Origin of the sequence: Paludisphaera borealis (genome assembly GCF_001956985.1) — a bacterium.
GTDB lineage: Bacteria > Planctomycetota > Planctomycetia > Isosphaerales > Isosphaeraceae > Paludisphaera > Paludisphaera borealis.
In genome coordinates, this window is the sequence record NZ_CP019082.1 from 4,020,300 (window position 1) to 4,043,729 (window position 23,430).

Genomic DNA, 23,430 nt, shown 5'->3' on the forward strand with positions numbered 1-23,430 from the left:
ATCCGATAGGATTATCGCAGATTCAGCCGGCCGCGATCAAGGCGCGTCGCGCGGCCTGGAATTTGGAGGCGGATTCGGGCGCGCGCGATGGTTTCAGGAATGCGAGACGAGCATGGCGAGGTTGCGACGGTTCGCGGTGGGCTTTGGGTTGGCGGTGTTGGGACTCGGGTGCGCGACGGCCTCGGCGGCGGAAGCTCCGGGGCGGAGGCCGAACATCGTGGTGGTCCTGTGCGACGACATGGGGTATTCGGACATCGGCTGCTACGGCGGCGAGCACGCGACGCCAAACCTCGACGCCCTGGCCTCGAAGGGGGTCCGGTTCACGCAGTTCTACAACACCGCCCGCTGCTGCCCGACGCGCGCCTCGCTGCTGACGGGCCTGTATCCGCACCAGGCCGGGATCGGCCACATGACGAACGACCGGGGCCGCGACGGCTACCGGGGGGTGTTGAACCGGAACTCGGTGACGATCGCCGAGGCGCTCAAGCCGGCGGGCTATCGGACGTACATGACCGGCAAGTGGCACGTCACGCCAGGGCTCGGCCCCGACGCCGACCGCCGCACCTGGCCCTTGGGCCGGGGTTTTGAGAAGTTCTACGGCACGATCGCCGGCGCGGGGAGCTTTTACGACCCGGCCGCCCTGGTCCGCCAGAACGCGCTGATCACGCCCGAGAACGACCCCGAGTACAAGCCCGAGTCGTACTACTACACCGACGCGATCACCGACAACGCCGTCCGCTACCTCAAGGACCATCAGACCGAGTCGCCCGACAAGCCGTTCTTCCTGTACGTCGCCTACACGGCGGCCCACTGGCCGATGCACGCCCCCGAGGCGGCCGTCGCCAAGTACAAGGGCAAGTTCGACGCCGGCTACGGGCCGCTCCGCGCGGCTCGGTTCGAGCGCATGAAGGCGAGCGGCCTGCTCTCCGCCGACGCCGATTTCGCCCCCGGCTCCGACGACTGGGACGCCGTGCCCGACAAGGCCTGGGAAGCCCGCGCGAAGGAAGTGTACGCGGCGATGATCGAGATCATGGACGCCGGCGTCGGCCGGATCGTCGGCCAGTTGAAGCAGGCGAACCAGCTCGACGACACGCTCATCCTCTTCCTCCAGGACAACGGCGCCTGCGCCGAGAACCAGGGACGGACCGAGAACAAGGCGCCCGCCCCCGACGACCTGAGACCGCTCGGCCCCGACGGCCTCCAGACCCGAGTGACGCCGCCGATGCAGACCCGCGACGGCCGCTGGGTGCGGACCGGCCCCGGCGTGCTGGCCGGTCCGGCCGACACCTACATCGCCTACGGCCGGGGCTGGGCGAACGTCAGCAACACCCCGTTCCGCGAGTACAAGCACTGGACCCACGAAGGGGGGATCTCGACCCCGTTGATCGCCCACTGGCCCACCGGGATCAAGCCCGGGCGCGCGGGGGCGTTCGAGCGTCAGCCGGGGCACCTGATCGACGTGATGGCCACCTGCGTCGACCTCGCCGGCGCGTCGTACCCGACCGAGAAGGACGGCAAGCCGATCAAGCCGCGCGAGGGGGTGAGCCTCCGCCCGGCGTTCAACGGCGAGCCGCTGGCGCGCACGCAGCCCCTCTTCTGGGAGCACGAAGGCAACCGCGCCGTCCGCGACGGCGACTGGAAGCTGGTGGCCAAGGAGAACGAGTCGTGGGAACTGTACAACATCGCCGCCGACCGCGCCGAGCAGCATAACCTGGCGTCATCGCAGCCCGAACGCGTCAAGGACCTCGCCGCCCAGTGGGACGCCTACGCCGCCCGCGCCGACGTCCTCCCCCTTGGCGCCTGGCGGGCCGAAGGGGGCGCGCAGGGGCCGTTGAGCACCAAGAAGCGGTTCGCTCTCGAACCCAACGCCCAGCTGGCCCGAGCCCAGGCCCCGGCCGTCGCGAACAAGGGATTCACGATCACGGCAAAGATCGAGGCCGACGACGATCATCCCAAGGGCGTGATCGTCGCCCAGGGGGGCACGGCCCTCGGCTACGCGCTGTTCCTGGCTGAAAGCCGCCCTCGGTTCCTGGTCCGCACCCCCGAGGCCGCCTCCCGGATCGTCGGCCCCAAGCTCTCGCCCGGCGCGCACACCGTCGTCGCCAAACTCGACCACTCGGGCGCGCTGACCCTGACCATCGACGGCGCCCCCGCCGCCGACCCCGTCCCCGGCAAGCTCATCCCCCGCCAACCCGGCGACGGCCTCCAGGTCGGCCGCGACGACAACGCCGCCGTCGGCCCGTACGCAACGCCCAACGCCTACGACGGGACGATCCACTCCGTCGTCGTCGATTTGGACGACAAGTGAGCCTGGGTGTCGCGTGACGGTTTCCGAACCCGTGAGAGCGAGCCTCGGCTTGTTCCCCCGGGTTCGGAACCCGAACCCGGGCCACCCGACCGGATCAGCGAGAAGCACTTGCGGGCGAACGTCGTTAGGTTGAACTGCCTCAGCGTCTCGCTCTCAAAGCGGCAGCCCGGCTGGCGAACACTCGCCCGGAAACGCTGGAGCTGCGCATGAAGCCACGAGGTTTTACGAGAACGGCTCGTCGGATCGGCGGGTTGAGCGCCGTAAGCCCCAACCTCGCCGCGAGCCCGCCCGTGATGACGACGTTGTCGATCAAGGCCGAGTTCTTGCTCCCCGCCGCACTGACGCCGACGATGGCAAGCCTATGCGAGCCGGAGAGCTTGACCGTGAACGCGTTGCTCGTGAACAGGACGTAGCGGCCGTCGCTGGTGGGGCTGGCCGTGAAGTCGCCGACGATCTGCTTGTCGATCTTGACCTGGAGCGACTGCATGTTGACGCTCCCGTCGTCGAGCCTACGCTGGGCCACCAGGAAGCTGACGGCGTACGCTCCGCCCGCCGTCAGATTCACCATCTGGCTGATGCCGCCCTGGTCTTCGATGAAGGCGACCTGCGACCCGACGGGCGCCGGATTGTTTCTCGTGTAAACACTGCCTGTCCCGGCGACGCCGGCGGAGCCGTTGAACGACCAGGAGACGTTCGGACCGCTCGGGTCGACCGTGTAGTACGGGGCGTTGGTCTGTGGCGGGTTGGTGAAACTCGGGTTGTTGACGAGGACCCTGGGGATGGTCATCTGCGCGGCGTCGATCGTTATGGTGATGGGGGTCGTGGTTGAGATCGCGTTCTGACTCAGGATGATCGTCGGGTTCTTCGCATCGTCAACCCCATTCGGGAAGTAGATGAGCGTCGTTCCCGGGACGATGAAACCCGGCGCCGAGATATACGCTCCCACTTGTCCGGGGCCTGGCGTGAGGATTTGGTTGAGGGTCCTGAGTGGATTCGGACCCGTCAGCGTGATGACCGAATACCCCTTGTAAGCGCCGTCCTGCTGAATGCCGATGGTCGCCGTGGTCTGGATGCTGCCCCACTTCGTGGTCGGGAACCATTCTTCCTGGTTGGTAAGCGGAGTCGCATGGCTTAGCTTGCCCGTCCCCTTGGTCCCCGCGAATCCGATTTGAAGATTACTGGGGAAATGATTGGAGTCATCTCCCCTGGGTCCGGTCGCGGAAGGATTGGCCAGGTCGTCGTCGATGGAGAAGCCGTACCCCGTCAATCCCGCCACCTTGTGGACGAACCACACATAGGGATCAAGATTGTAGACGTTGAATTTCTGGCCGCCCGTGTACGTTTTGGGGTCGGGATACCAGAGCGACTGATCGGGGACCTGATAGTAATCATAAACCCCGCGCAGGATCGACTTCGCGATGTCGCGAGCCTCACCCACGAGAATGGTGCCCCAGGCACTCTTGTCATGGGTCGGAAGGTTCGCCCAGAACTTGACCACATGGGCGACCAGATTCATCGAAGTGGGCAGATAGGGGGACGGCGGAAGGCCGACGGCCTGAATCGCCATCGACTCATAAACGGATGCCGCGAACAGTTTGGCGTTCTGCTGGTCGGCAGGGGCGAACGACAGATCGTACGGATGTGTATATTGGGCCGACACCGCATCAAGGGCGAGCGTCTGCGGCTTGCCGAAGGTGTATGTCTGGGTCGGCGGCGTATTGGCATCAGGGAGCTGACTGAGGTAGATCGTGTTCCCATCGATCTTGAGGATCGTGGTCCCCGCGGGGATGCCCTGGGCGGCCGTCACCGTCATTCCCACGGCCAGCGGCACGGCGGGAGGGGAAGTCAGTGTGATCTGGTTCGTCAAGAGCTGAGGTCCGCCGCCGATACTGCTGTAGACGACGGCGCCCTGAGCGGTCTCGGTCGTGAAATTCGCGAACTGTTTGACATAATAGTTCGCCCAGGAATACCAGAGATTGGTGATGGCGGCGGCCGCGTAATCGGTGCCCGTACGCTGGAAGACGTAGGACATGCCGACGCCCGTGGGCAAGGTGCGGCCGTCCGCGAGCTTCACGACGGCGGTGCCCCCCGTGATATCCGCCGTGGCTTTCGCCCCTTTGCCCCGGCCGCTGGGGTCGAAGAAGGTGATCGTCGGCGGCGAGGTGTAGCCGCTGCCCGGATTCACCAGGCCCACGCTTTCGATCTCGCCGTTCTTGCCGATGTTGACCTGGCCCACGGCGTCTACACCGTTGCCGTTGGCGCCGCTGATGATGACCTTGGTGTTCGGCCCGTAACCCGAGCCCCCCGCGCCCGGCGTGATGTTGATGGCGCGCACCTGGGAAGAGGGATTGTAGCTCACCAGCGTTCCCAGCACCCCCTGATACTTGGGGTCGCTCGTCGAGATCGTGAAGCTGATCGCCTGCTTGCTCGCCACCATCGAAGCGATGTTCTGAATAAAGACCGCGCGCTGGCCCGGGCCGAATTCCAGAGGAAGCATCGTCGCATTGGGATCGTTTAAAACATCCCCGCCCGCGCTGGCCTGGATCGCTCCGCCGCCGCTGCTCGAAAGCAGCCATCGGTTATTGTCGTAATGGGACCGATTCACCGCGGGGTCGCCCACGTGGACGTTCAGCGGACTGTTGTCGAATATGTTGGATCCCGAGGGGATGATGTACTCGTTCGGGTTGGGATTGTAATATTGCGGCCAGCCCGCTCCGCCGAAATAGTAGTCTCCGACCGACGCCGGACCTTGGTTCGTGACGAAGCTCTTGATCAAGGACGTAAGCGTCGCGGCGTCCTTGTTTGAACCGTGCCAGCCGAAGTCTTTGTTGGGAAGGTAGTATTGCAGGTTGTTCGATTGAACCGACCCCGATGTAATCGGGACGTTGCTCGCTTCCATGGACGCAGGCGCGGAGAGTTTGTTGACGTTCGTTACGTCATAGTTCAGGAGGGCGAACGTCTGAAAGGAATCATCAATGAAATTCTTCAGGTAAGGATCACGGAACGTCACTTCCGCCGGCTGGGACGGGGCGTCGTCCGACGTGGTGAGGGGCGGCGACGTGGAGTAATAGAACATGACGAGAGGGCTTTGGCCGACCGGGTAGTTGGAGCCTCCTTGCACCCAGGTGGAGTTGCTGACGATCTGCCCATTTCCAGCAGTACTGATTTGGGCGCTCGGATCGTAGCCGAACAGCGTGCCCGCCGGGGCGTTCATGGGCGTGGTCAAGTTCGTGCCGTCGGTCACCAGGCTGATATTGTCTCCATCCCACAGTGCCAGCGGCACCTGAAAGGTGATGGTCGCCCCCGAGGGTAGACCCAGGTATTTCGACCCGTCGGACTTGGCGTAGCCCACGTACTCGCGAAACTCCCCGGAATGCAGATCCTGGGGGTCGTAGTAACGGTTCAGGGAATCATTCGGATCCTTTCCGTCATTCGCGGTCCTGAGATACGGATAGAGGGTGTCCGTTCCGTAGTTCGTGATCGTGATCGTTTTGGCCGCGCCGGACGCTTCCGGCGAAGGGATGTTCGCCTTGCCGTTGCCATCCTTGTTCAGAGGCGCTGCTTCACCGTTCCAGAAGATCGTCGACAGCGGTACGACGGGATTGGTGATCGGGATCGGAATATCAGCGCTCATCAAGCAGCGATCCTCCAGTTGCAGGAGCTGGAGCCTGAGCGAAGGATCGTGCCGGACGCGCCGTCGCTTGCCGCCGACGATTCCACCAATCCGCAAGGCAAGACTCTTTGGCATCTGGATTCGATCCTCAGCTTCAGGTGTGAGTCGCGGTTTTCGCCTGCGCGACGCCGGGTGACGGATCAGCGACTGAACCCACCATTCTAGTGAAGAAAAAACCAGCAATTCAACACACAGCCCCCCTCGTTCGCCCAGATCTCCAGAGCCGGGCAATCGAAAACGGCGCGGCCGAAGCCATGCCTTGCTCAGATTGTTCAGGCGGCGAGGGCTCGAGGTCGATGAACTTGACCGTGTTCTTCGAGCCGGACGGCTCGATGCACGTGATGCGATGAATCAACGCCCGATTCTCGCGCACTGCCAGGTCTTGCATCTTTGTGCCTGCTCGTATGTGCCCGCTCGACCGTTGACGTCGTTGCGAGCATCGGTTTGAGCGTGTCGACGACTTCGTCCGATTTCATGCCGAACCTGCACGACTCGCAACGCGAAACCTTGGGATGCCACACGGTGATCCCGCTAGTGTTCGGCACGAGATTTGAGGCGAGAGTTGGAAGCAAGCCGATTTGTAGCCGGCCTCTGTGAGGCCGGTCCCAGGCCGATGTGGAGTGCGGCGGCTTGCCGCCGCGCTGAACACGCGGCCCAGGCGGGAGCAAGCTCCCGCACTCCAAAAGAGGAGGCCGGTCCGGTCCCAAGGCGCGCGTCCCGAGGTCACAGGCCCGGCCACAACCATGCGGGCCGTCTCACGCCGCCCGATCGGTATCGCGCGGCCGTGAGCAATCATCGCGCCGAACTCTGATGCCTCCCCGGGTTTGAATTCCGAACCCGGACCGCTCGCCCGACGCCTTGGCGAACGCGCGTTCGAGCCGCGTTTCCATGATCTTGATCTCCTCGTTTAGCAGAAACCGCTGTGTCACGGCATGGCCACCGGGCAGAAACTCGCGGACAATCGAGTATCCCCATGAAGGGCAAGGTTCGCATCGCTACGATCAAGTGGAATTGGTTCCTGCGGCGCTCGGCCTCCTTTGAAGTCGAGCTGGGCGGCGGAGAGCATATGCAACTACTCGAATGCAAACCGCAGCTCCGGGCCGTCGCGGCCCTTGTCGGTTGTATTGTTGGGGCCGGCCTCATGGGCGGCGTCGGTTACACCCACCGCACCAGCGTGGCTACAGGCGCTTTCGCCGGTGCGGTGTTGCTCGGTATGCTCTGCCACGGCGTCGCAGCGGGCACGATGAGCGCGGCGACGCTCTGCGCCGTGCTCTTCGGGCTGTTCTTCGCCATGGTCGGTCCAGGTTACGATGACTATTCAGGCATCATGGTGATCCCCATGGCGCTGTTCGGAGCTATCATCGGCTGGCTATTCTTCGGGCGTCGGCGATCCCAAGGGCCTCTGGGTTCTTTGGATCGAAGACCTGCGGATTGAGGCCTCGCGATCAGGGGCATTTTACCCCGACGCCCCCGGCGCAGGCATGGGCGCGGAACGGCCTCGACAACGGGCAAGTCGAGCGTCCGAGTTCTACGCGCGGACCGCGAACCGCAGCTTCGCCGACGACGACCGGGGGTTGTCCCGCTTCTCCTCGGCGGAGGCGCGTGGCACCACGGGTTCGGAGGCCGAACCCGGGCCACCCGCCCGCCCACTAAAGCTGCGTCAGCAAGTGGTCGTACTCGGCATGTGACCCGATCCAGAACCAGACCACCGTGTCTCCGTCCCGCGTGCACAAGGCGCGATAGCTGATGCCAACGCGGGCCGAGTACATGAGCGGGGCGGCGTTGACCTGCTTGAAATGCAGGCCGGGATGCGTCGGGTCGGCCTGAAACAGGCGATAGGCCGCACGCGCCTGGCGTTGGACGTGCGCGGGAAGCTCGGAGAACAACTCGCGAAACCTTCGGGTGAGGTGCGAGTTCATAACCGATCCGGGTCCAGCTTCTCCGTCATCCCGCCCCGGAATTCCGCGAGCGCCTGTTCGGCGAGGCGGCTGAGCTTATGGGCCGATCCGGCGATCGCTCGGTCGAAGTCGTCCTCGACCGCCAGCTCGGCCAGCAATCGAGTCGCCAGGACGTCTTGCTCGGCTTTCGGCAGCTTCGACGCCTCGGCGAACGCGCGTTCGAGCAGCGTTTCCATGATCTTGATCTCCCGCGTTGGAACCCGTCACAACCAGGGTCATTCTATACCGACGGCCTCGACGACGAGCAAGTCGAGCGCCCGAGTCTTACGCGCGGACCGCGAACCGCAGCTTCGCCGACGACGACCGGGGGTTGTCCCGCTTCTCCTCGGCGGAGGCGCGGACGACGTCTTCGGCGATCGAGGCGTAGGAGCCGTCGCGCAGGCCTTCCTTGAACGCCGATTTCACCCGGCGGTCTTCGCCGGAGTGGAACGACAGGATGGCGACCCGGCCGCCCGGTTTCAGGCACGCCGGCAGGGTCCGGAGGAACTCCGCCAAGACCCCGAACTCGTCGTTCACCGCGATCCGGAGCGCCTGGAAGACGCGGCGGGCGACGTCCTCCGGAACGACGGGCAGTCGGGCGCACGCCTCGTACACGACCGCGGCGAGCGCCTGGGTGGTCGCGAAAGGTTCGCGGGCGTGGGCGCGAAGGATGGCGCGGGCGATGTCGCGGGCGTGGGGCTCGTCGGCGTTCTCGGAAAGGAGCTGAGCCAGGGCCGATTCGCCCAGCTCCGACAGCAGGGCGGACGCGGGGCGGCCTCGGTTCGGGTTCATCCGCATGTCGAGCGGGCCGGCCGTCTTGAAGCTGAAGCCGCGCGCGGGGTCGTCGATCTGCATGGAGGAAAGCCCGAGATCCGCGAGCAGCAGGTCCGCCCCCTCGGGCGCCTCGGCGGCGAGGAAACCCCGCAGCCCCGCGAAATTCAACCGTCGCGCGACGATCGATTCGGGAGGAAAGCCGAGGCCCCGGAGCCTGGCCTCGGTCTTGGGCAATTCGATCGGATCGGCGTCCAGGCCGAGCAGCCGCCCGCCCGGCTGGACGGCGGCGAGGAGGGCGCGGGCGTGACCGCCGTACCCCAGCGTGCAATCGACGGCGACCTCCCCCGGCCGAGGCGCCAGCACGCGGAGGATCTCGGCCGTCATGATCGGCCGATGCGTCCCGGCGGGCGTCTTCCCCCCGGAGATCACCTTCGCCACGTCGTCGGGGTAGCGGTCGGGTTGGAGTTCCTTGTATTTCTCGTGGAAATGACGAGGATTCCTGCCGCTGTACCGCGCCCGACGCTTCGGCTTTTCGGGAGTGGGTTCGGTCATGTGCGGGTGAAGTTCCGAGGACGATCCTGATCCAACTTCGCCGTCTTCCCCAATGCCCAAAGTGGCCTGATGAACCACGAGGTATCGGGGTACCAACCCCGCAGTGGGATGGTTTCACTGCAGCGCGAGGTTAGGCGTCGCCGCGTTCACGACGGGCATTGACTGTATTACGGGCCTTCTTATCCTTCGCGAGCCGCTCGACAGCCTGCTCGGGAGTTGGGATAGTTCGATCGGTTCTGATTGTGTGCCAGCACCCGCAATTTGGGTCTGGGCAGCCACACGATGTGATGGTTACGGGGTGCTGGGTCAGCCCCTCCCGCTTTTGGACGGCGTTCGTGCGTTGTTCGCTCTTGATCGTGTCGATGATCGCGCCACGTCGGAGAAATTTGCCCGCCATCACCTTTCGCCTCCGCCTCCTTTGTACGCACAAAGGATCTATTGAACCCACATAATCCTCGGACGCACCCATGGAAATCGGGCGGTTCGGGCCCCAGGGCGTAGCCCGAGACATTCTAACCGATCACCTCGGCGCAGGCCACGGCGGGGCGGCTGTGGCGGAATGCCCAATGCCACAGCCGCCCGTCTCGGTCAACGGCGTCTGGGAGGAGTCTGCTTGCGGTCGCCGGGTTCTTGGGTCGGGGGTTCCTGGTCGGCGCCGGGGAGTTGGGGCTTGGGCAGGTGGTCGCCTTCGTAGAGGGCGCGGGTGAGGGTGTGGACGGTGTCGGGGAATTGCGGGGGGGTCGCCCGCTCGGAGCCGAACCGGAAGGCGGCGGTCAGGTCGCCGAAGGTCCGGCGGCGCCAGTCGCTGATGTTGGGCTCGGCGACGCCGGTGAACTTCTCCAGGAACTGGAGCACCGACGTGTGGTCGAACGGCTGGCTGCACACCCAGCCGCCGGCGGTCCACGGCGAAATCACGATGCAAGGGACGCGGAACCCGCCGCCGATCGGCAGGCCGTCCACGAACTCCCGCGGCGTGCCGGGGGGCGGGACCGGCGGCGCGACGTGGTCGAAGAGGCCGTCGTTCTCGTCGTAGTTGAGGATGAACGCCGTCTTCGCCCAGACCTCGGGGTTGGCCGCGATCGCGTTCAGCTTGCCGGCGATGAACGCCGCTCCGGCCGCCGGGGTGAAGTCGGGGTGCTCGGACTGGCGGCTCGTCGGGATGATCCACGACACCGCCGGCAGCTTGTCGTTGATCGCGTCGTGCTCGAACTTCCCCTCGGGCTCGCGCACCATCCCGCGTTTGTACAGCTCGGAATCCTTGGGCGCCTCCTTGAACGCCTTGAAGTGCTCGAGCACGTTGCAGCCGTAGTTGTCGGTCTGCTGGTAGACCTTCCAGCTCACGCCGGCCTTCTGGAGCCGCTCGGCGTAGGTGGTCCAGCGAAAGCCGCCGGGGGCCGCGTGGTTGTCGGTCAACGGCCCGCCCGCCTCGCCGTCGGGGTCGATCGTGCCGGTCATCCAGTACATCCGGTTGGGCCACGTCGGGCCCATGACCGAGCAATAGTAGTCGTCGCAGATCGTGAACGCCTCGGCCAGGGCGAAGTGGAACGGGATGTCGGCCCGCGTGTGGTAGCCCATCACGTAGGGGGCGACGGCGCCCTCGGCCTTGCGGTGGGCCGGCAGCCAGTTGTCCATCTTGCCGCCGTTCCACGAGGCGTGCTGAACCGCCCAGGCGTGGCTGGTCGACGGGATCTTCTGCGCGCTGGTGGCGCGGGTGTCGAGATGGAACGGCAGCAGGCGGCCGCTGGGGTTCTCGGGGTCGGGCTGGTGGAAAACCGACCGGCCGTCCGACAAGGTCAGGGCCGACGGGTCGCCGAAGCCGCGAACCCCCGCCATCGTCCCGAAGTAGTGATCGAACGAGCGGTTCTCCTGCATCAGCAGAACCACGTGCTTGACGTCGCTCCACGACCCCTGGGCGGGGGGAGTCCGCGCCAGGGCGCGCTGCACGTTCGGCGGCATCAACGACGTCGCGGCGGCCATCGCCGCGGCGGATCGCAGCAGACGGCGACGGTTCATTCTAAGCGCGCTGAGGACGTCCGCGTCCTGATTCATGGGGGCCTCTCTTCACCATGATGGATGGGTCGTTCCCGGGTCGACGTCGTCCAGGACCACCCGTTCTCCCTGGGCTTGAGTGCCATACTGCGCCCTCGAACAGCCGCCCGCAACCACCCGCTTCCCCCGCCAACCCGCGACTTCCCGAACCTCGACGGACTGCTCGGTGAGCGTGTTGGGGACCCACGAGGTCGTCATCGCCACGTCGGCGGCGTCGCGGCCCATGGCGATCGGGATCAGCGCCGGGCGGATGCCTTCGAACGTCGCGTCGACGTTGTGCCAGGTCCCGCCCAGATAAACCTGGACGAAGCCGTGGAAGTCGGGCGGATCGAGCCCCAGGGCGTAGCCCGAGACGTAGCGGGCCGGGATGTTGAGCGCCCGGCAGAAGGCGATCACCAGGTGGGCGAAATCGCGGCAGACGCCGACGCGCTCGGTGGCGGTGTCGAAGGCCGAGGTCATGGCGTCGGTCGTGCCGTAGCGATACTCGACGTGCCGACGGACCCAATCGGCGACGGCCAGCACCTTCTCGCCCCCCGTCCCGAACCGGCCGAACTCGTCGTAGGCCATCCGGGTGAGGAGGTCCGACTGGCAGTACCGGGAAGGCAGGGCGAAGTTCATCGCCTCGGCGGGCAGCTCTTGGGGCGGGTGCTCGAAGGCGTCGGAGGGCAGGGGGGCGTTCGGAGCGACCTCGATGGTCGCGTTGAACTCGTACGAGAACCACCCCGAGGGCGCGGTCAGGTGGCGCTGGGGATTGCCGTAGACGTCCCGACGCAGCTCGCAGAACGGCGTTGGACTGGTGGCGAGCCGCTCGTCCTTGACCCGATGGCCGGCCCCCTCAAGCGGCGGCTCGATCATCAAAATCATGAACGTCTCGGCCGTCAATTCGTAAGTGGCGACGGCGCGCACGGCCAGCAGCATGGAAGACCCCTCCCCGAACATGATCTCTTTTCCGCGGACGCAAAGAGCGGAGAGACGCCCTACCCCTTAGGATCGGCCGCCGGGAGACCGAATCATCACGTCTTCCCGGCGGACGCTCCAACCCGATCGGCAATGTGAACATCAGACGACCGTAGTACGATCGCGTCCGATCGCTTATCCTGATGAAGAGTGGATCGGAACAAACCCGACGGATTCGCGAACCTGCCATGCCCCCATTCTCATCAGGATGAGCGCCGCCTCGGCGGCATGAACGATTGCCCTGAAAATTCCGGTCCGTGGTTTGCCGGTAGGGGCGCCCCTTGTGGGCGCCCGCGCCGAGCGGAAACGGTCGGTGTGAAACGAACCGGGCGCCCACAAGGGGCGCCCCTACCAGACTTGGTCGCGACGCCATGCGAAAAGCCCCCACGGCCTCGCGCCGCGTGCCATTCCGCGCCGGGAATCCGGGCGTCGTCGGGGGTTGTTTCGGATTGCGGCGAACCTTCGAGGCGCTTCCCGGCTCTTGGAATACGGAGGGTGGTGCAGGTAAGGGTTCCTTAGAATCTGTCAGCATCGGTTCGAATCCGGTCGCCAGCTTCGGCTGGTGTAGTTCAACGGTAGAACAACAGAAAACACCTTTATCGATCTTCCCCCCTCCGCTTGAACCATCGTGCGGTGGTGTAGGTAAGGGTTACTTCGACTTCCAATCGCGAGGTCGCGGGTTCGAGTCCCGCCCGGCAGATCGACCTGCCGGTAGCTCAGTTGGTTAGAGCGCGTACGTTCCTTTATCGCCTCTTCCCCGCACGATTTTCCGCAACAGGGCGGTGGTGCAGGACAGGGATACTTATGGCAAGAGCGCCGGTTCGCCGGAGGTGTGGGTTCAAATCCCACCTGGGCCGCAGGGTTCAGAAGCTCATCCTTGTTCGCCTCTACCCCGCCCGCTTTGAGTGACAGGGGTCGCCATGGCCACGTTGAACCGAATCCAGAAGATCTTCACGCACGAAGGGGCTCCGGCCGCTCGCATCGACCCGCTGGCCCAGCTCGAACGCTCGGTCATGTCCTGCCTGCTCTGGGAGGACGAGTTCTATGAGGACGGCCAGACCATCGGCGAGCGCATCGCCGGCCTGGTGAAGCAGGTCCCGGCCGAGGACGTCGCCCGCGTGGCGATCCAGGCCAAGGAGGACATGAAGCTGCGGCACGTCCCGCTCTTGCTCGCCCGCGAGCTGATGCGGACGAAGGAAGGGCGCGCCCTGGCGAAGGACCTGTTCCCCAAGGTCGTCCTGCGACCGGACGACGTCACCGAGTTCCTGTCGATCTACTGGAAGGGCAAGCCGGACGAGCCGCTGGCCAAGCAGGTCAAGCGCCACGTCGGCGAGTCGTTACGCAAGTTCGACGAGTACCAGCTTGCGAAGTACAACGGCGGCCAGAAGGCCGTCAAGCTGCGCGACGCCATCCGGATCACCCGCCCCAAGCCCCACGGCGACGAGCAGGCGGCGCTCTGGAAGCGGCTGGTCAAGGGCGAGCTGGCGACGCCGGACACCTGGGAAGTCGAACTGTCGAAGGGGGGCGACAAGAAGGAGTCGTGGACGCGGCTGCTGGCCGAGAACAGGCTCGGCGGCCTGGCCTTGCTCCGCAACCTCCGCAACATGACGAAGGCCGGCGTCGAAACCGAGTCGATCCGCCAGGGCCTCCGCGCCTTGAAGACCGGCAGGCTGCTGCCGATCAACTTCATCGCCGCGGCCCGGCACAACCCGGCCTTCGAGTCGGACCTGGAGGCCAAGTTCTTCGAGTGCTTCGCCGGCCGCGAGAAGCTGAAGGGCCAGACGATCATCCTCGTCGACGTGTCGGGGTCGATGGACGTCGCGCTCTCCGCCAGGTCGGAGATGAAGCGGATGGACGCGGCCTGCTCGCTGGCGATGATCGGGCGGCAGATGTTCGAGGACCTGCGCGTGTTCACGTTCTCCAACAGCTTGATCGAAGTCCCGGGCCGACGCGGTTTCGCCCTGCGCGACGCCATCGTCGGCTCCCAGCCTCACGGCGGGACGGAGCTGGGAAAGGCGGTGACGTCCTTGCCCAAACGCGACCGACTGATCGTGATCACCGACGAGCAGAGCCACGACCCCGTGCCTCAGCTCAAGGGCTATCTGATCAACGTCGCCAGCAACAAGAACGGCGTGGGTTACGGCTCCTGGCTGCACATCGACGGATGGTCGGACAAGGTGCTCGACTACATCGCCAAATACGAAGCGAACGACGCCCCGCGCGCTTCGTGAAATCAAGGCTCGCCCGCGTGCCGAGACGGTCGGGGGCGCGGTGTCGGACCGAACCCGTGCCACCCGCCGAATACAAGCTCGAAGCGCCAGCGAGTGAGTTTCCGATCGGCCGTTGGAAGCATCCACTCGCTGGCGCTTCGAGCTTGTATCGGGGCAGGTTTTCGCGAGGCCATTTTCAGATCAAACCATCATGACGCCGTCGGGACACCCGGCCTCATGAAAATGAGCTGACGAGAAGTCATGCGGGCGGCCTACGAATGGAAGCCCGAAGCGCCAGCGAGTGAATTCCCCGCTGGCCAACCGGAAATTCACTCGCTGGGGCTTCGGGCTTTCATTTCGCTCCCCGATCGTCCCACGGGCTGTTTTCAGGGCAGCCCGAAGCGCCAGCGAGTGCATTGTCTTGCGTTCGCTGACTCGGCCCCCGGCCGAGGGAATTCACTCGCTGGCGCTTCGGGCTTGTATTTCACTCCTCGATCGTCCCGCAGTCGGGCGGGTGGCACGGGTTCGGACTCGAACCCGTGGGCGCTGACTGCGGCTTGCACCACGGGTTCGGACGGACCGCCCCCGCGCCACCCGCCGCTCAAAGAGCTTTCTTCGCGGCGATCCCATGGTCCGCCGGGTTCAGCATACGGGTCAAACCCCGCGTCATCAGCCCCAGCACAGCGGCGAGGGCGATCAGGATGCCGCCGGTGACGAGGGTCGCCAGGAATCCGCCGAGAACGGTGTTGATTGGGCCGAGGTCACCGCTGGCCGCCTGACCCGTCGCCTCAGCCACAGCGACGCCTATCAAACCAGCCATGACCTGGAGGAAGGGAACGAACTGGAAAGCGGCGACGATCCACCCGCCATACGCCACCGTGAGTATCGCCTCGCGGTAGACGAAGCATGACCGATACCCGGTCAAAAACACGGCGAGGATGCCGAGCACCATTCCCATCCTGCCGCTGTCGGTGGTCAGTATCACCCCGCAAAAGAGCGGGTAGGGTAGGTTGGCGACGTAAACGCAGGCCCAGGCCAGCACGGGCGCGGGTCCTTTGCCGCGATTGTCCAGGAAGGCGAAATCCGGGTAGTCGAGCATGGCCTCGTCTCCTCTGGGTCCGACAGCGGCTCCATCCTATGGGGCCGTCCAAAGAATCGCTTCCAACTCTGTCACAAGACGTTGGATATCGGGACGATTCACCACGGAGGACTCGGAGGAAATGCGGGGGGGGGGCTTACTTCTGAGCTTCAACATCGCCCGTTCGTGAGACGGTATTGCATCCGTGATCGATTGAATCGTTCGCCCTCCGTGTACTCCGAGTCCTCCGTGGTGGATTCCCTCGAACCAACCCGACACCTGGACGTTGGTCGCGGACAGCCGCCTGGTGGGCTTTCTGAGCTTTGGGCGGGGAGGATGCGCACCGTCGCCCCCTGCCGCTACACGTCGGCGGGTGGTACGGGTTCGGACTCGAACCCGTGGGCGCTGACTGCGGCTTTCACCACGGGGTCAGGACGGACCGAACCCGTGCGACCCGCCGCTCAACGTCCTCGCGATCGACCCCAAGCTTGGCGGGGCCGAACTCGCGGAACTCGGCGTGCGGCGGATCAGCATCGGCGGCACCCTGGCGCGCATCGCCTGGCCCGCCATGCTGGCGGCCGCCGAATAGATCAAGATCGGCTTCTTCAACGGATTGGCCGGCGAGACCTCCGGCAACCATCTGAACGGCGACTTAGATTAGAGCGGTGGGCCACTCTCCCGCAATTTATCTCTCCACTGCGCCAACAGTGAAACCAAAGGTCGGAACGAGGCGGGGCTAGGATCGGCTAGCTTAGTGAGCATGCAACTCAGAGGGTAGCCTTGGTCCACCGGACACCCAATGGCCTCAAACAAATTGCGTACTGTTTTCTGTCGCTCCACTCCGTTGTCCAAGATCCACTCGTCGCGGTGCTTCCAGAAGTTCGCGGCGTGGTTAATGATCGCGACGATGGTTTGCCCTTCTCGATGACGCGGTCCCACGGACAATGCCGCCGTCTTCTTGATCCCCAAGGATCCGTAGGTCGAGGTCAGGTACGCCTGGGAAGCTACGAAGCCGAGGCCAACCGCATGCTCAACGCGGTCGAAGTAACCGAGCTGGTCGGCCTCCTCAAAATCGTCACAGCCGCTCAGCACAACCTCAAGCTGGCGGTCGATGACCTCTAGAAGCTCCGACAAGAGATTAAGATCGAAATCGAACACGCTTCCTTCACTCAGGAGGAACATCTAGTACGTCGTCCAAATCGAGGTCGTAGTCGGCGTCACCCCGGACCCTACCTGGGCGGAGGGCTCACGTCAAGCTCCCAGGCATTCATGGACATAAGCAATCCTGGGCAAATCGGGCGGCGTCTCCCCCCGGTCTAGCTTCGGCATCGGTCGGGGGCGAGGCACGCCGCGGCTGGCGGCCCGGCGACAATCCGCCGGTCTTTCTTCGATCTCCCTATCCCGTCGTACATTAGGGTAGGGGCCTTCTCGACTCCGCTCGACTCTTTCTCAATCCGGCGATCGGACGAGGTCTCACCACGAAGTCGTCAGGCTTCGAAGACCCAAGAAATCGGCGCGAACGAACCCAATCGCCCAGGCCGGCGGCAGCGAGGGGAAGGGACGAGCGAGGGGCCGAAGCGGCTCCGGAAATCTCGTTATTCGGCGCGAACGAAGCCAACGCCCCAAAACGACGCAACATCCTTGATCCATCCGCTTTTAAGCCGTCCCGAGGCGTCGCCCTCCGGCGACGAACGAACCCAATTTCCGGCGGCGCGGGCGAGAGACGCTGAGGGGAGGGCAGGCATCGCCATCGAAGCTCACTCCATCCCAGCGGGTCGATTTTCGGCGCGAACGAAGCCAATCACCCCGGCCGGCGATTCAGACGCCTGAGGAACAGGGCATCGGCCCCGGAACGCTGACGACGATCGAAGAATCGGCGCGAACAAAGCCAATCGGCCGTGCTGGCGGTTCAGGCCGACGGGGGACGACGATCGGCCCCGGAACGGGCTCGAAGCCCCATGGTTTCAGCGAGAGCGAAGCCAATTTCCCGGATCGACGCAACCCCCTTATTCCATTATCCTTTAAGACGCCAGAACGGGAGATTCCCCGGCGACGAACGAAGCCAATTTCCGGAGCCCGCGGGCGGGGGGCTTGAAGCTCGCACGAGGCTCCCTCACGGCGTCCTGACGGGCCGAAATTCGGCGCGAACGAACCCAAATCGGCCGGGCCTCCTGGGGGAGTTCGCCTGTCCTCAATCGGCGGGACGATTTACGATTCCGGGCGAGGGGGCCGAGGGGCCCAATGGAGTGGATCATGCTTCGCCCTCGTCCGGGGGCGCGGCTCGCAACGGTTTTAAGGATGATCCCATGTCGCAAGAACCCGCTTCCAGTTCCCGCACGTTGGACCGGCTCCTGGAATCGGTCGTGTCCCGGTTCACGCCCGAGATGGCCCGGATGATCGCCGAGCACCAGCCGCCGGCCGACGTCCAGGCCCGGCTCGACGAGCTGGCCGTGAAGAACTTTCAGGACGAGATGACGCCCGAGGAGAAGGACGAGTACGAGGGGATCGTGCAGATCGTCCATGCCCTCGCCATGCTCCGGGCCAAGATCCTCACCCGGCCCCAGGGCGCCGTCCTCCTCAAGGAGGCCACCCGCCACGCCCCCCGGATCGAGAAGGCCGTGACCCTCAACCCCGAAGCCCCCCGGCTCGACGGCCTCGAAGCCATGCTCGACGACATGGACATTTGATCAGATCAATCGATTTTGCCGATTATCCGGACGGCCTCGATGAGAGGGGGTTCGTCGGTGACGGCGAGGGTGCGGGGGTCGAAGAGGACGGCCCCGGCCTGGATGCGGGCGACGACGGGGGGACCGCCGAGGCGGAGGGCGCGGGCCCAGGCGCGTTCGGTTTCGTGGGGGGGCGGGAACGGCGGGTCGACCCGGACGGCCCGGGTGGGGATCGGCCGGACCGGGGCGCTGCCGCCGCCGATCTGGGATTCGGCGGCGACCACCGAGGCGTTCAGGCCGAGGTCGCGGAACGCCCGGGCCAGCCCTTCGGCCCGGGCGGCCAGCTCCTCCAGCGGGGCGGCGATCATCCGCCAGACGGGGAGGCGGTCGGGCCCTCGACCGTCTCGGACGAGCTGGAGCGTGGCTTCGAGGGCGGCGAGGGTCGTCTTGTCGACCCGCAAAGCCCGCATCATCGGATCGGCCTCGATCCGCCGGATCGCCGGCGCGGCCCCGGCCAGGACGCCGCACTGGGGACCTCCCAGCAGCTTGTCGCCGGAGAACAGGACGACGTCGGCCCCGGCGGCGATCCCCTCGGCGGCGGTCGGCTCGCCGTCGACGCCCGAGGGCAGCCCGGGGGCGAGGGTGCCCGAGCCGATGTCGTCGATCATCCAGAGGCCGTGGTCGTGGGCCAGGCGGGCCAGGTCGGGCAGGGGGGCCTGCTCGGTGAAGCCGACGATCCGGTAGTTGCTGGGATGAACGCGCAAGAGCGCGGCGGTGTTGGGGCCGAGGGCCCGGCGGTAGTCGTCGAGCCGGGTCTTGTTGGTCGTGCCGACCTCGCGGAGCCGGGCGCCGGAGACCTCGAAAACTTCCGGCAGCCGGAACCCGCCGCCGATCTCGATCAGCTCGCCACGCGAGACGACGACCTCGCGGCCGGCGGCCAGGGCGCGAAGGGCCAGCACGGTGGCCGCCGCGTTGTTGTTGACCACCGTCGCCGCCTCGGCCCCGGTCAGCTCGCGGATCAAGGGGACGACGCCCGACGTCCTCCTCCCGCGCTCGCCTTCCTCCAGCTCGAACTCCAGGTTGCAGAACCCCCGGGCGACGGCCGACGCCCGCTCGACGGCCTCCTCGGCCCACGGCGCCCGACCCAGCCCAGTGTGGAGGACGATTCCAGTGGCGTTGAGCACCGGCCGGAGCCGGCCGGGGTCAGACTCGCGACGGTCGATGAGAACGAGGGCGCGGCGGGCCAGGGCGTCAGGGTCGGTCGCGGCGCCCCGGCCCTCCAGCAAGGCCGCGCGAGCCTCGGCCAGGGCCGCCCGCACGGCGTCCAGCACGGCGTTGACGGGGGGAAGAGATCGCGGACCTTTTATCAATCTGGATTCATCACATAACGCATCATTCATTTGCATATGCCCGAATTCTTGAGTCGGCGGACGTCGCCCTCGCGGACGGTCAGGCCGATGCGGTCGAGGTGCTCGCCCAGGGGGACGGCGTACTTCCGGGTCGTGCCGACGAGGTCGCGGAGGTCGCCCATGGCGAGGGCGGAGCCGTCGGCCAGGCGGTCGGCGACCTTCCGCCGCAGGTCGGCCTCGACGTCGGCGTCGAGGTACAGCCCCGGACCGACCTCGACCACCCGCTGCTCGTCGCGGAGCAGGGCCAGCAGCTCGGGGACGACGGCCGCCCGGGTGCCCCCCATCGCCGCAAGCTCGGCCGCGTCGGGAGGGCTCGCGCCGCCGTCGCGGATCGCATCAGCCAATTCCGATTTCAGCCGACGTTCCCCCTGGCTGAGCCGGGGCTCGAAGCCCGCGAGGGCCGCCGCGCGGGCGTCGGCGACGACGGCTCCGCGAGCCTTGAGGCGGTCGACCAGGCCGGCCGCGAGGGCCTCGCCCGGCAGGTCGGGCAGCTCGGCCGCGATCCGGGCGCGGGGGATCGCCGACTGCCTGGGCCGGGCCTCGTGCAGCCGCTTCAGGGCCCGGAGCACGCGGTCCTCCAGGTCGGCGGCCAGCTCGGCCGGGATGCGGATCGATCGCCTCGGGCCGACGGGGACCTCCACCAGCTCGCCCGCCGCCGCCAGCCGATCGAGGATCGGCCCGACCTCCCCAACGGCCACGCCGGTCCGGGCGCAAAGGGCCCGGTCGGTCGCCGGTTCGAGCCCCTGGAACGCCAGCGCGACCCGCATCCGCTCGACCGGGTCGGGCGACCGCAGCCGGCCCAGCCGGGCGACCGTCGCGAGGTCGCGGCGGCGGATGCGGCGGGCCACGGGCTGGAGCACCCGGCCGCCGCCGAGGGTCGCCGGCGGGCTCTCCTCGCGGACCACGAACGGCTGGCCGTAGACCGCGACCACCGGCTCGGCCAGCACGAGCTGGGCCAGCCGGGGCGAGCCGTCCGCCGGGCGATCCTCCAGCAGGGCCAGGGTCGCCGCGACCTCGGCCGTCCCCAGGTGGACCCGATACCGCCCCCGGTGCCGCAGCGGCCGGGGCGCCAGGCCCGATTCGCGAACCTCGACCGACAGCACCCGGGTCGCCTGGAGGTACCCCGGAGCGGCCAATTCCTGACCCCGAGAGACCTCCTCATGATGGACCCCCGCCAGGTTGACCGCCGCCCGCGAGCCCCGGCCGACGTGCTCGACCGCCCGGCCGTGCCGGTGCAGGCCGCGGACCCGGACGGCCCGGCCCTCGGGGTGCCAGACCAGCTCGTCCCCCACGGCCGCCGAGCCCGAGGCCACCGTGCCCGTCGCCACCGCGCCATGCCCCGCCAACGTGAACGACCGGTCGACGGCCATCCGGAACAGGCCGGGGTCGCGGCGGTCGGGGGCCGTCGCGCAGAGCCGCGCCAGGGCGGCCTTCAGCTCGTCGATCCCCAGGCCGGACGTCGCCGAGGTCCGGACGACCTCGGCCGATTCGAGGAACGTGCCGCGAACCAGCTCGCGGACCTCGTCCTCGACCAGGGCCAGCCACGATGGGTCGGCGAGGTCGCACTTGGTCAGCACGACGACGCCCCCGGACAGGTCGAGCAGCGAAAGGATCTCCAGGTGTTCACGCGTCTGCGGCATCACCGAGTCGTCGGCGGCGGCGACCAGCAGCGCCAGGTCGAGGCCCGAAGCGCCCGCGAGCATGTTGCGGATGAACCGCTCGTGGCCGGGGACGTCGACCAGGGCCAGGCGGTGGGGCCCCAGGTCGAGCGCCGCGAAGCCGAGGTCGATGGTGATCCCCCGGGCCTTCTCCTCGGGCAGACGGTCGGCGTCGACGCCGGTCAGGGCGCGGACGAGGGCGGTCTTGCCGTGGTCGATGTGGCCGGCCGTGCCGAGGACCAGGTCGCGCTCGTCGCCCGCCATCGCCGCCCCCCTGGGTCATTTCCCGCCGTCGTGGTCGCGGCGGGCGAGGATCAGGGCGCCCTCGGCGGGCTCGTTGACGCGGGTCGGCAGGGGGTTGTAGCCGCGTTCGCGAAGGCCGCCCAAGAGGGCCTCGGCGACGACCGGCGACGACAGCAGGAAACCTCCGGAGAGGCCCAGCGGCAGATCGCCGCCGGTCCAGCCAAGCGACCGGGCGGCGGCGGCGGCGGACTCGGCCAGCTCGCGGCCGGCGGGGCGGACGAGCAGGTCGTCGAGCGTCGAATCCTCGGCCGCCGCGGCGAGAATCGCCGGCGCGAGCGCGGCGATCCGGGTGCGGTCGCAGCCCGGCGCGTAGACCGCCGAGACCAGGCCGACGGGGCCGGAAACGCCCAGGGCGTCGCACAGCGATCGGGTCAACGGATCAGGACACAAGGGCGCGTTCTCGCGTCCGTCGGCCCGGCGGGCGACCAGCCGGAGGGCGGCGACGGCCAGCACGTAGGCGCTCCCCTCGTCGCCGAAGACGTGCCCCCAGCCCCCCGCGCGGGACTTGCGGCCGTCGGCCGCGCGGCCCACGGCGATCGAGCCGGTGCCGGCGATCACGCCGACGCCCCAGCCCTCGGGCGTGCCGGCCGCCACCACGAGGTCGCCGTCGTTGACCAGCACCAGGCGGTCGGCCCATTGCCCGGCCTCGGACCACTCGCCGAGCAGCCGACGGTCCTCGGGACGGTCGAAGCCGGCCAGGCCCAGGCAAGCCACGGCGACCGACCGCGGCCACTCGCCGGCCTCGACGAACGCCCCGGCGATCGCCTGCTCGAGCGCGGCCTTGGCCGCCTCGGTCCCCACGGCCTTGGCGTTCGACGGCCCCGATTCGCCCCGGCCGATCACCCGGCCGTCGGCCAGGCCGAGCAGGGCGGTCGTCGAGGTCCCGCCGCCGTCGACCCCCAGAAAGAGCGTCTCTTCAATCGTCATGGACGACCGACTCCTTTCCCCTGGTTCTTGTGCGCGTCGACCGCCTGTCGGACCCGGCCTCCGTGGACCGCCAAGAGGGCGTCGGCCGCTTCGGCCTCGACCCCCGCGAGGGCCGCGACCAGCGCGACCTTGAGCCGGCCGCCGCAGGCCGAAAGCAGCTCGACGGCCTGGTCGTCGTCGATCCCGGCCAGCTCGCGGAGCATCCGCCGCGCCCGTATCCGCAGCTTCTCGTTGACCGGCGTGAAGTCGATCATCCGGTTCCCCAGCGTCTTGCCGATCAGGACCATGGCCCCCGTCGTGATCATATTCAGAACCATTTTCGTGGCGGTTCCGGCCTTCAGGCGAGTCGATCCGGCGATCACCTCGGGACCGACGAGCGGGGCGATTTCGAGGTCGACCTCGACGCCCAGCAGGCTCGGCCGGTTGCAGGCCAGGCCGACGGTCGCCGCGCCTCGAAGCCGGGCCTCGCGGACCGCCCCGAGCACGTACGGCGTGCGGCCGGAGGTCGCGACGCCGACCACCAGGTCGCGGTCGCCGACGTCGAGCGCGGCGAGGTCGGCGGCGCCCTGGTCGGGATCGTCCTCGGCGTTCTCGATCGATCGGGTCAGCGCCCGGGGGCCGCCGGCGATCAGGCCGACGACCATCTCGGGGGGGGTGCTGAACGTGGGGGGGCATTCCGATGCGTCGAGCACGCCGAGCCGGCCCGAGGTCCCCGCGCCCACGTAGATCAGCCGGCCGCCGCGGCGGAACCGCTCGGCGGTCCACTCGACGGCCTTGGCGATCGCGTGGGTCTCGGCCCGCACCGCCTCGATCACGCCCGCGTCCTCGGCGTTCATCAGCTCGACCAGCTCCAGGGCGGTCGCCGAGTCGATCCCCGACGATCGCGGGTTGCGGGCCTCGGTCAGCAAGTGGTCTTCGAGAACCATGGC

General features: G+C 67.2%; 17 protein-coding genes. 5 read left to right on the top strand and 12 right to left on the bottom strand.

The window, feature by feature from the left end:
- Window positions 1-112: 112 nt before the first annotated feature.
- Window positions 113-2,308 (top strand): arylsulfatase, encoded by a 2,196-nt coding sequence (locus BSF38_RS15695; protein WP_083712976.1) that lies wholly within the window; start codon window positions 113-115, stop codon window positions 2,306-2,308.
- A gap of 139 nt (window positions 2,309-2,447) precedes the next feature.
- Here BSF38_RS15695 and BSF38_RS15700 read toward each other — a convergent pair whose 3' ends face one another.
- The gene (locus tag BSF38_RS15700; protein WP_145952153.1) at window positions 2,448-5,942 is read right to left on the bottom strand and encodes a hypothetical protein; all 3,495 of its coding nucleotides are present in this window, start codon (window positions 5,940-5,942) and stop codon (window positions 2,448-2,450) included.
- A gap of 1,012 nt (window positions 5,943-6,954) precedes the next feature.
- On the opposite strand from BSF38_RS15700, the gene BSF38_RS15705 reads away from it, so the two are divergent.
- Complete coding sequence (locus tag BSF38_RS15705; RefSeq protein WP_076347136.1) at window positions 6,955-7,416, top strand: hypothetical protein; 462 nt, start codon at window positions 6,955-6,957, stop codon at window positions 7,414-7,416.
- Between the two features lie 214 nt (window positions 7,417-7,630).
- Here BSF38_RS15705 and BSF38_RS15710 read toward each other — a convergent pair whose 3' ends face one another.
- The 5 genes from BSF38_RS15710 to BSF38_RS15730 form a co-directional block, all read right to left on the bottom strand.
- Window positions 7,631-7,900: a ParE family toxin-like protein gene (locus tag BSF38_RS15710; RefSeq protein ID WP_076347138.1), complete on the bottom strand. Its 270-nt coding sequence runs from the start codon at window positions 7,898-7,900 to the stop codon at window positions 7,631-7,633.
- On the bottom strand, window positions 7,897-8,115 hold the full coding sequence (locus tag BSF38_RS15715; RefSeq protein WP_076347140.1) for a hypothetical protein: 219 nt from the start codon (window positions 8,113-8,115) through the stop codon (window positions 7,897-7,899). The genes BSF38_RS15710 and BSF38_RS15715 overlap by 4 nt, the downstream gene beginning before the upstream one ends.
- Window positions 8,116-8,203: 88 nt before the next feature.
- Window positions 8,204-9,244 carry a 16S rRNA (cytosine(1402)-N(4))-methyltransferase RsmH gene (rsmH, locus tag BSF38_RS15720; protein WP_076347142.1) on the bottom strand — a complete coding sequence of 347 codons (1,041 nt, stop codon included), beginning with the start codon at window positions 9,242-9,244 and terminating at the stop codon, window positions 8,204-8,206.
- 588 nt (window positions 9,245-9,832) lie between these two features.
- On the bottom strand, window positions 9,833-11,257 hold the full coding sequence (locus BSF38_RS15725; protein ID WP_076347144.1) for an alkaline phosphatase family protein: 1,425 nt from the start codon (window positions 11,255-11,257) through the stop codon (window positions 9,833-9,835).
- Window positions 11,258-11,305: 48 nt separating this feature from the next.
- Window positions 11,306-12,211: a transglutaminase-like domain-containing protein gene (locus BSF38_RS15730; RefSeq protein WP_083712977.1), complete on the bottom strand. Its 906-nt coding sequence runs from the start codon at window positions 12,209-12,211 to the stop codon at window positions 11,306-11,308.
- A gap of 959 nt (window positions 12,212-13,170) precedes the next feature.
- On the opposite strand from BSF38_RS15730, the gene BSF38_RS15740 reads away from it, so the two are divergent.
- Window positions 13,171-14,481 carry a TROVE domain-containing protein gene (locus BSF38_RS15740; RefSeq protein WP_076347146.1) on the top strand — a complete coding sequence of 437 codons (1,311 nt, stop codon included), beginning with the start codon at window positions 13,171-13,173 and terminating at the stop codon, window positions 14,479-14,481.
- 580 nt (window positions 14,482-15,061) lie between these two features.
- On the opposite strand, the gene BSF38_RS15745 is transcribed toward BSF38_RS15740, so the two are convergent.
- A complete protein-coding gene (locus BSF38_RS15745) occupies window positions 15,062-15,559 on the bottom strand; it encodes a hypothetical protein (RefSeq protein ID WP_076347148.1) in 498 nt (165 codons plus the stop codon).
- Between the two features lie 388 nt (window positions 15,560-15,947).
- Between BSF38_RS15745 and BSF38_RS32675 the strand changes: the two genes are divergently transcribed.
- Complete coding sequence (locus BSF38_RS32675) at window positions 15,948-16,127, top strand: isocitrate lyase/phosphoenolpyruvate mutase family protein (RefSeq protein ID WP_420819241.1); 180 nt, start codon at window positions 15,948-15,950, stop codon at window positions 16,125-16,127.
- 68 nt (window positions 16,128-16,195) lie between these two features.
- Here the strand turns inward: BSF38_RS32675 and BSF38_RS15755 are convergent, their stop codons facing one another.
- Window positions 16,196-16,720 carry a hypothetical protein gene (locus BSF38_RS15755; RefSeq protein WP_076347152.1) on the bottom strand — a complete coding sequence of 175 codons (525 nt, stop codon included), beginning with the start codon at window positions 16,718-16,720 and terminating at the stop codon, window positions 16,196-16,198.
- A 1,124-nt stretch (window positions 16,721-17,844) separates the two neighbouring features.
- On the opposite strand from BSF38_RS15755, the gene BSF38_RS15760 reads away from it, so the two are divergent.
- The gene (locus BSF38_RS15760; protein WP_076347154.1) at window positions 17,845-18,225 is read left to right on the top strand and encodes a hypothetical protein; all 381 of its coding nucleotides are present in this window, start codon (window positions 17,845-17,847) and stop codon (window positions 18,223-18,225) included.
- A 5-nt stretch (window positions 18,226-18,230) separates the two neighbouring features.
- On the opposite strand, the gene selA is transcribed toward BSF38_RS15760, so the two are convergent.
- Genes selA through murQ form a run of 4 tightly spaced genes read right to left on the bottom strand, consistent with a single transcriptional unit; the run spans window position 18,231 to window position 23,427 of the window.
- Window positions 18,231-19,574 carry an L-seryl-tRNA(Sec) selenium transferase gene (gene selA, locus BSF38_RS15765; protein ID WP_210405606.1) on the bottom strand — a complete coding sequence of 448 codons (1,344 nt, stop codon included), beginning with the start codon at window positions 19,572-19,574 and terminating at the stop codon, window positions 18,231-18,233.
- 26 nt (window positions 19,575-19,600) lie between these two features.
- The gene (selB, locus tag BSF38_RS15770) at window positions 19,601-21,535 is read right to left on the bottom strand and encodes a selenocysteine-specific translation elongation factor (RefSeq protein WP_076347158.1); all 1,935 of its coding nucleotides are present in this window, start codon (window positions 21,533-21,535) and stop codon (window positions 19,601-19,603) included.
- A 15-nt stretch (window positions 21,536-21,550) separates the two neighbouring features.
- Window positions 21,551-22,501 (bottom strand): N-acetylglucosamine kinase, encoded by a 951-nt coding sequence (locus BSF38_RS15775; protein ID WP_076347160.1) that lies wholly within the window; start codon window positions 22,499-22,501, stop codon window positions 21,551-21,553.
- Window positions 22,498-23,427: an N-acetylmuramic acid 6-phosphate etherase gene (gene murQ, locus BSF38_RS15780; protein WP_076347162.1), complete on the bottom strand. Its 930-nt coding sequence runs from the start codon at window positions 23,425-23,427 to the stop codon at window positions 22,498-22,500. The genes BSF38_RS15775 and murQ overlap by 4 nt, the downstream gene beginning before the upstream one ends.
- Window positions 23,428-23,430 lie beyond the last annotated feature (3 nt).

What these genes read in the sequence shown, in the direction of transcription:
- rsmH (WP_076347142.1), bottom strand. Translation starts at nt 9,244, where the DNA reads ATGACCGAACCCACTCCCGAAAAGCCGAAGCGTCGGGCGCGGTACAGC.
- BSF38_RS15710 (WP_076347138.1), bottom strand. Translation starts at nt 7,900, where the DNA reads ATGAACTCGCACCTCACCCGAAGGTTTCGCGAGTTGTTCTCCGAGCTT.
- murQ (WP_076347162.1), bottom strand. Translation starts at nt 23,427, where the DNA reads ATGGTTCTCGAAGACCACTTGCTGACCGAGGCCCGCAACCCGCGATCG.
- BSF38_RS15700 (WP_145952153.1), bottom strand. Translation starts at nt 5,942, where the DNA reads ATGAGCGCTGATATTCCGATCCCGATCACCAATCCCGTCGTACCGCTG.
- BSF38_RS15775 (WP_076347160.1), bottom strand. Translation starts at nt 22,501, where the DNA reads ATGACGATTGAAGAGACGCTCTTTCTGGGGGTCGACGGCGGCGGGACC.
- BSF38_RS15740 (WP_076347146.1), top strand. Translation starts at nt 13,171, where the DNA reads ATGGCCACGTTGAACCGAATCCAGAAGATCTTCACGCACGAAGGGGCT.
- BSF38_RS15760 (WP_076347154.1), top strand. Translation starts at nt 17,845, where the DNA reads ATGTCGCAAGAACCCGCTTCCAGTTCCCGCACGTTGGACCGGCTCCTG.
- selB (WP_076347158.1), bottom strand. Translation starts at nt 21,535, where the DNA reads ATGGCGGGCGACGAGCGCGACCTGGTCCTCGGCACGGCCGGCCACATC.
- BSF38_RS15705 (WP_076347136.1), top strand. Translation starts at nt 6,955, where the DNA reads ATGAAGGGCAAGGTTCGCATCGCTACGATCAAGTGGAATTGGTTCCTG.
- BSF38_RS15725 (WP_076347144.1), bottom strand. Translation starts at nt 11,257, where the DNA reads ATGAACCGTCGCCGTCTGCTGCGATCCGCCGCGGCGATGGCCGCCGCG.
- BSF38_RS15745 (WP_076347148.1), bottom strand. Translation starts at nt 15,559, where the DNA reads ATGCTCGACTACCCGGATTTCGCCTTCCTGGACAATCGCGGCAAAGGA.
- BSF38_RS15695 (WP_083712976.1), top strand. Translation starts at nt 113, where the DNA reads ATGGCGAGGTTGCGACGGTTCGCGGTGGGCTTTGGGTTGGCGGTGTTG.
- BSF38_RS15730 (WP_083712977.1), bottom strand. Translation starts at nt 12,211, where the DNA reads ATGCTGCTGGCCGTGCGCGCCGTCGCCACTTACGAATTGACGGCCGAG.
- BSF38_RS15715 (WP_076347140.1), bottom strand. Translation starts at nt 8,115, where the DNA reads ATGGAAACGCTGCTCGAACGCGCGTTCGCCGAGGCGTCGAAGCTGCCG.
- BSF38_RS15755 (WP_076347152.1), bottom strand. Translation starts at nt 16,720, where the DNA reads ATGTTCCTCCTGAGTGAAGGAAGCGTGTTCGATTTCGATCTTAATCTC.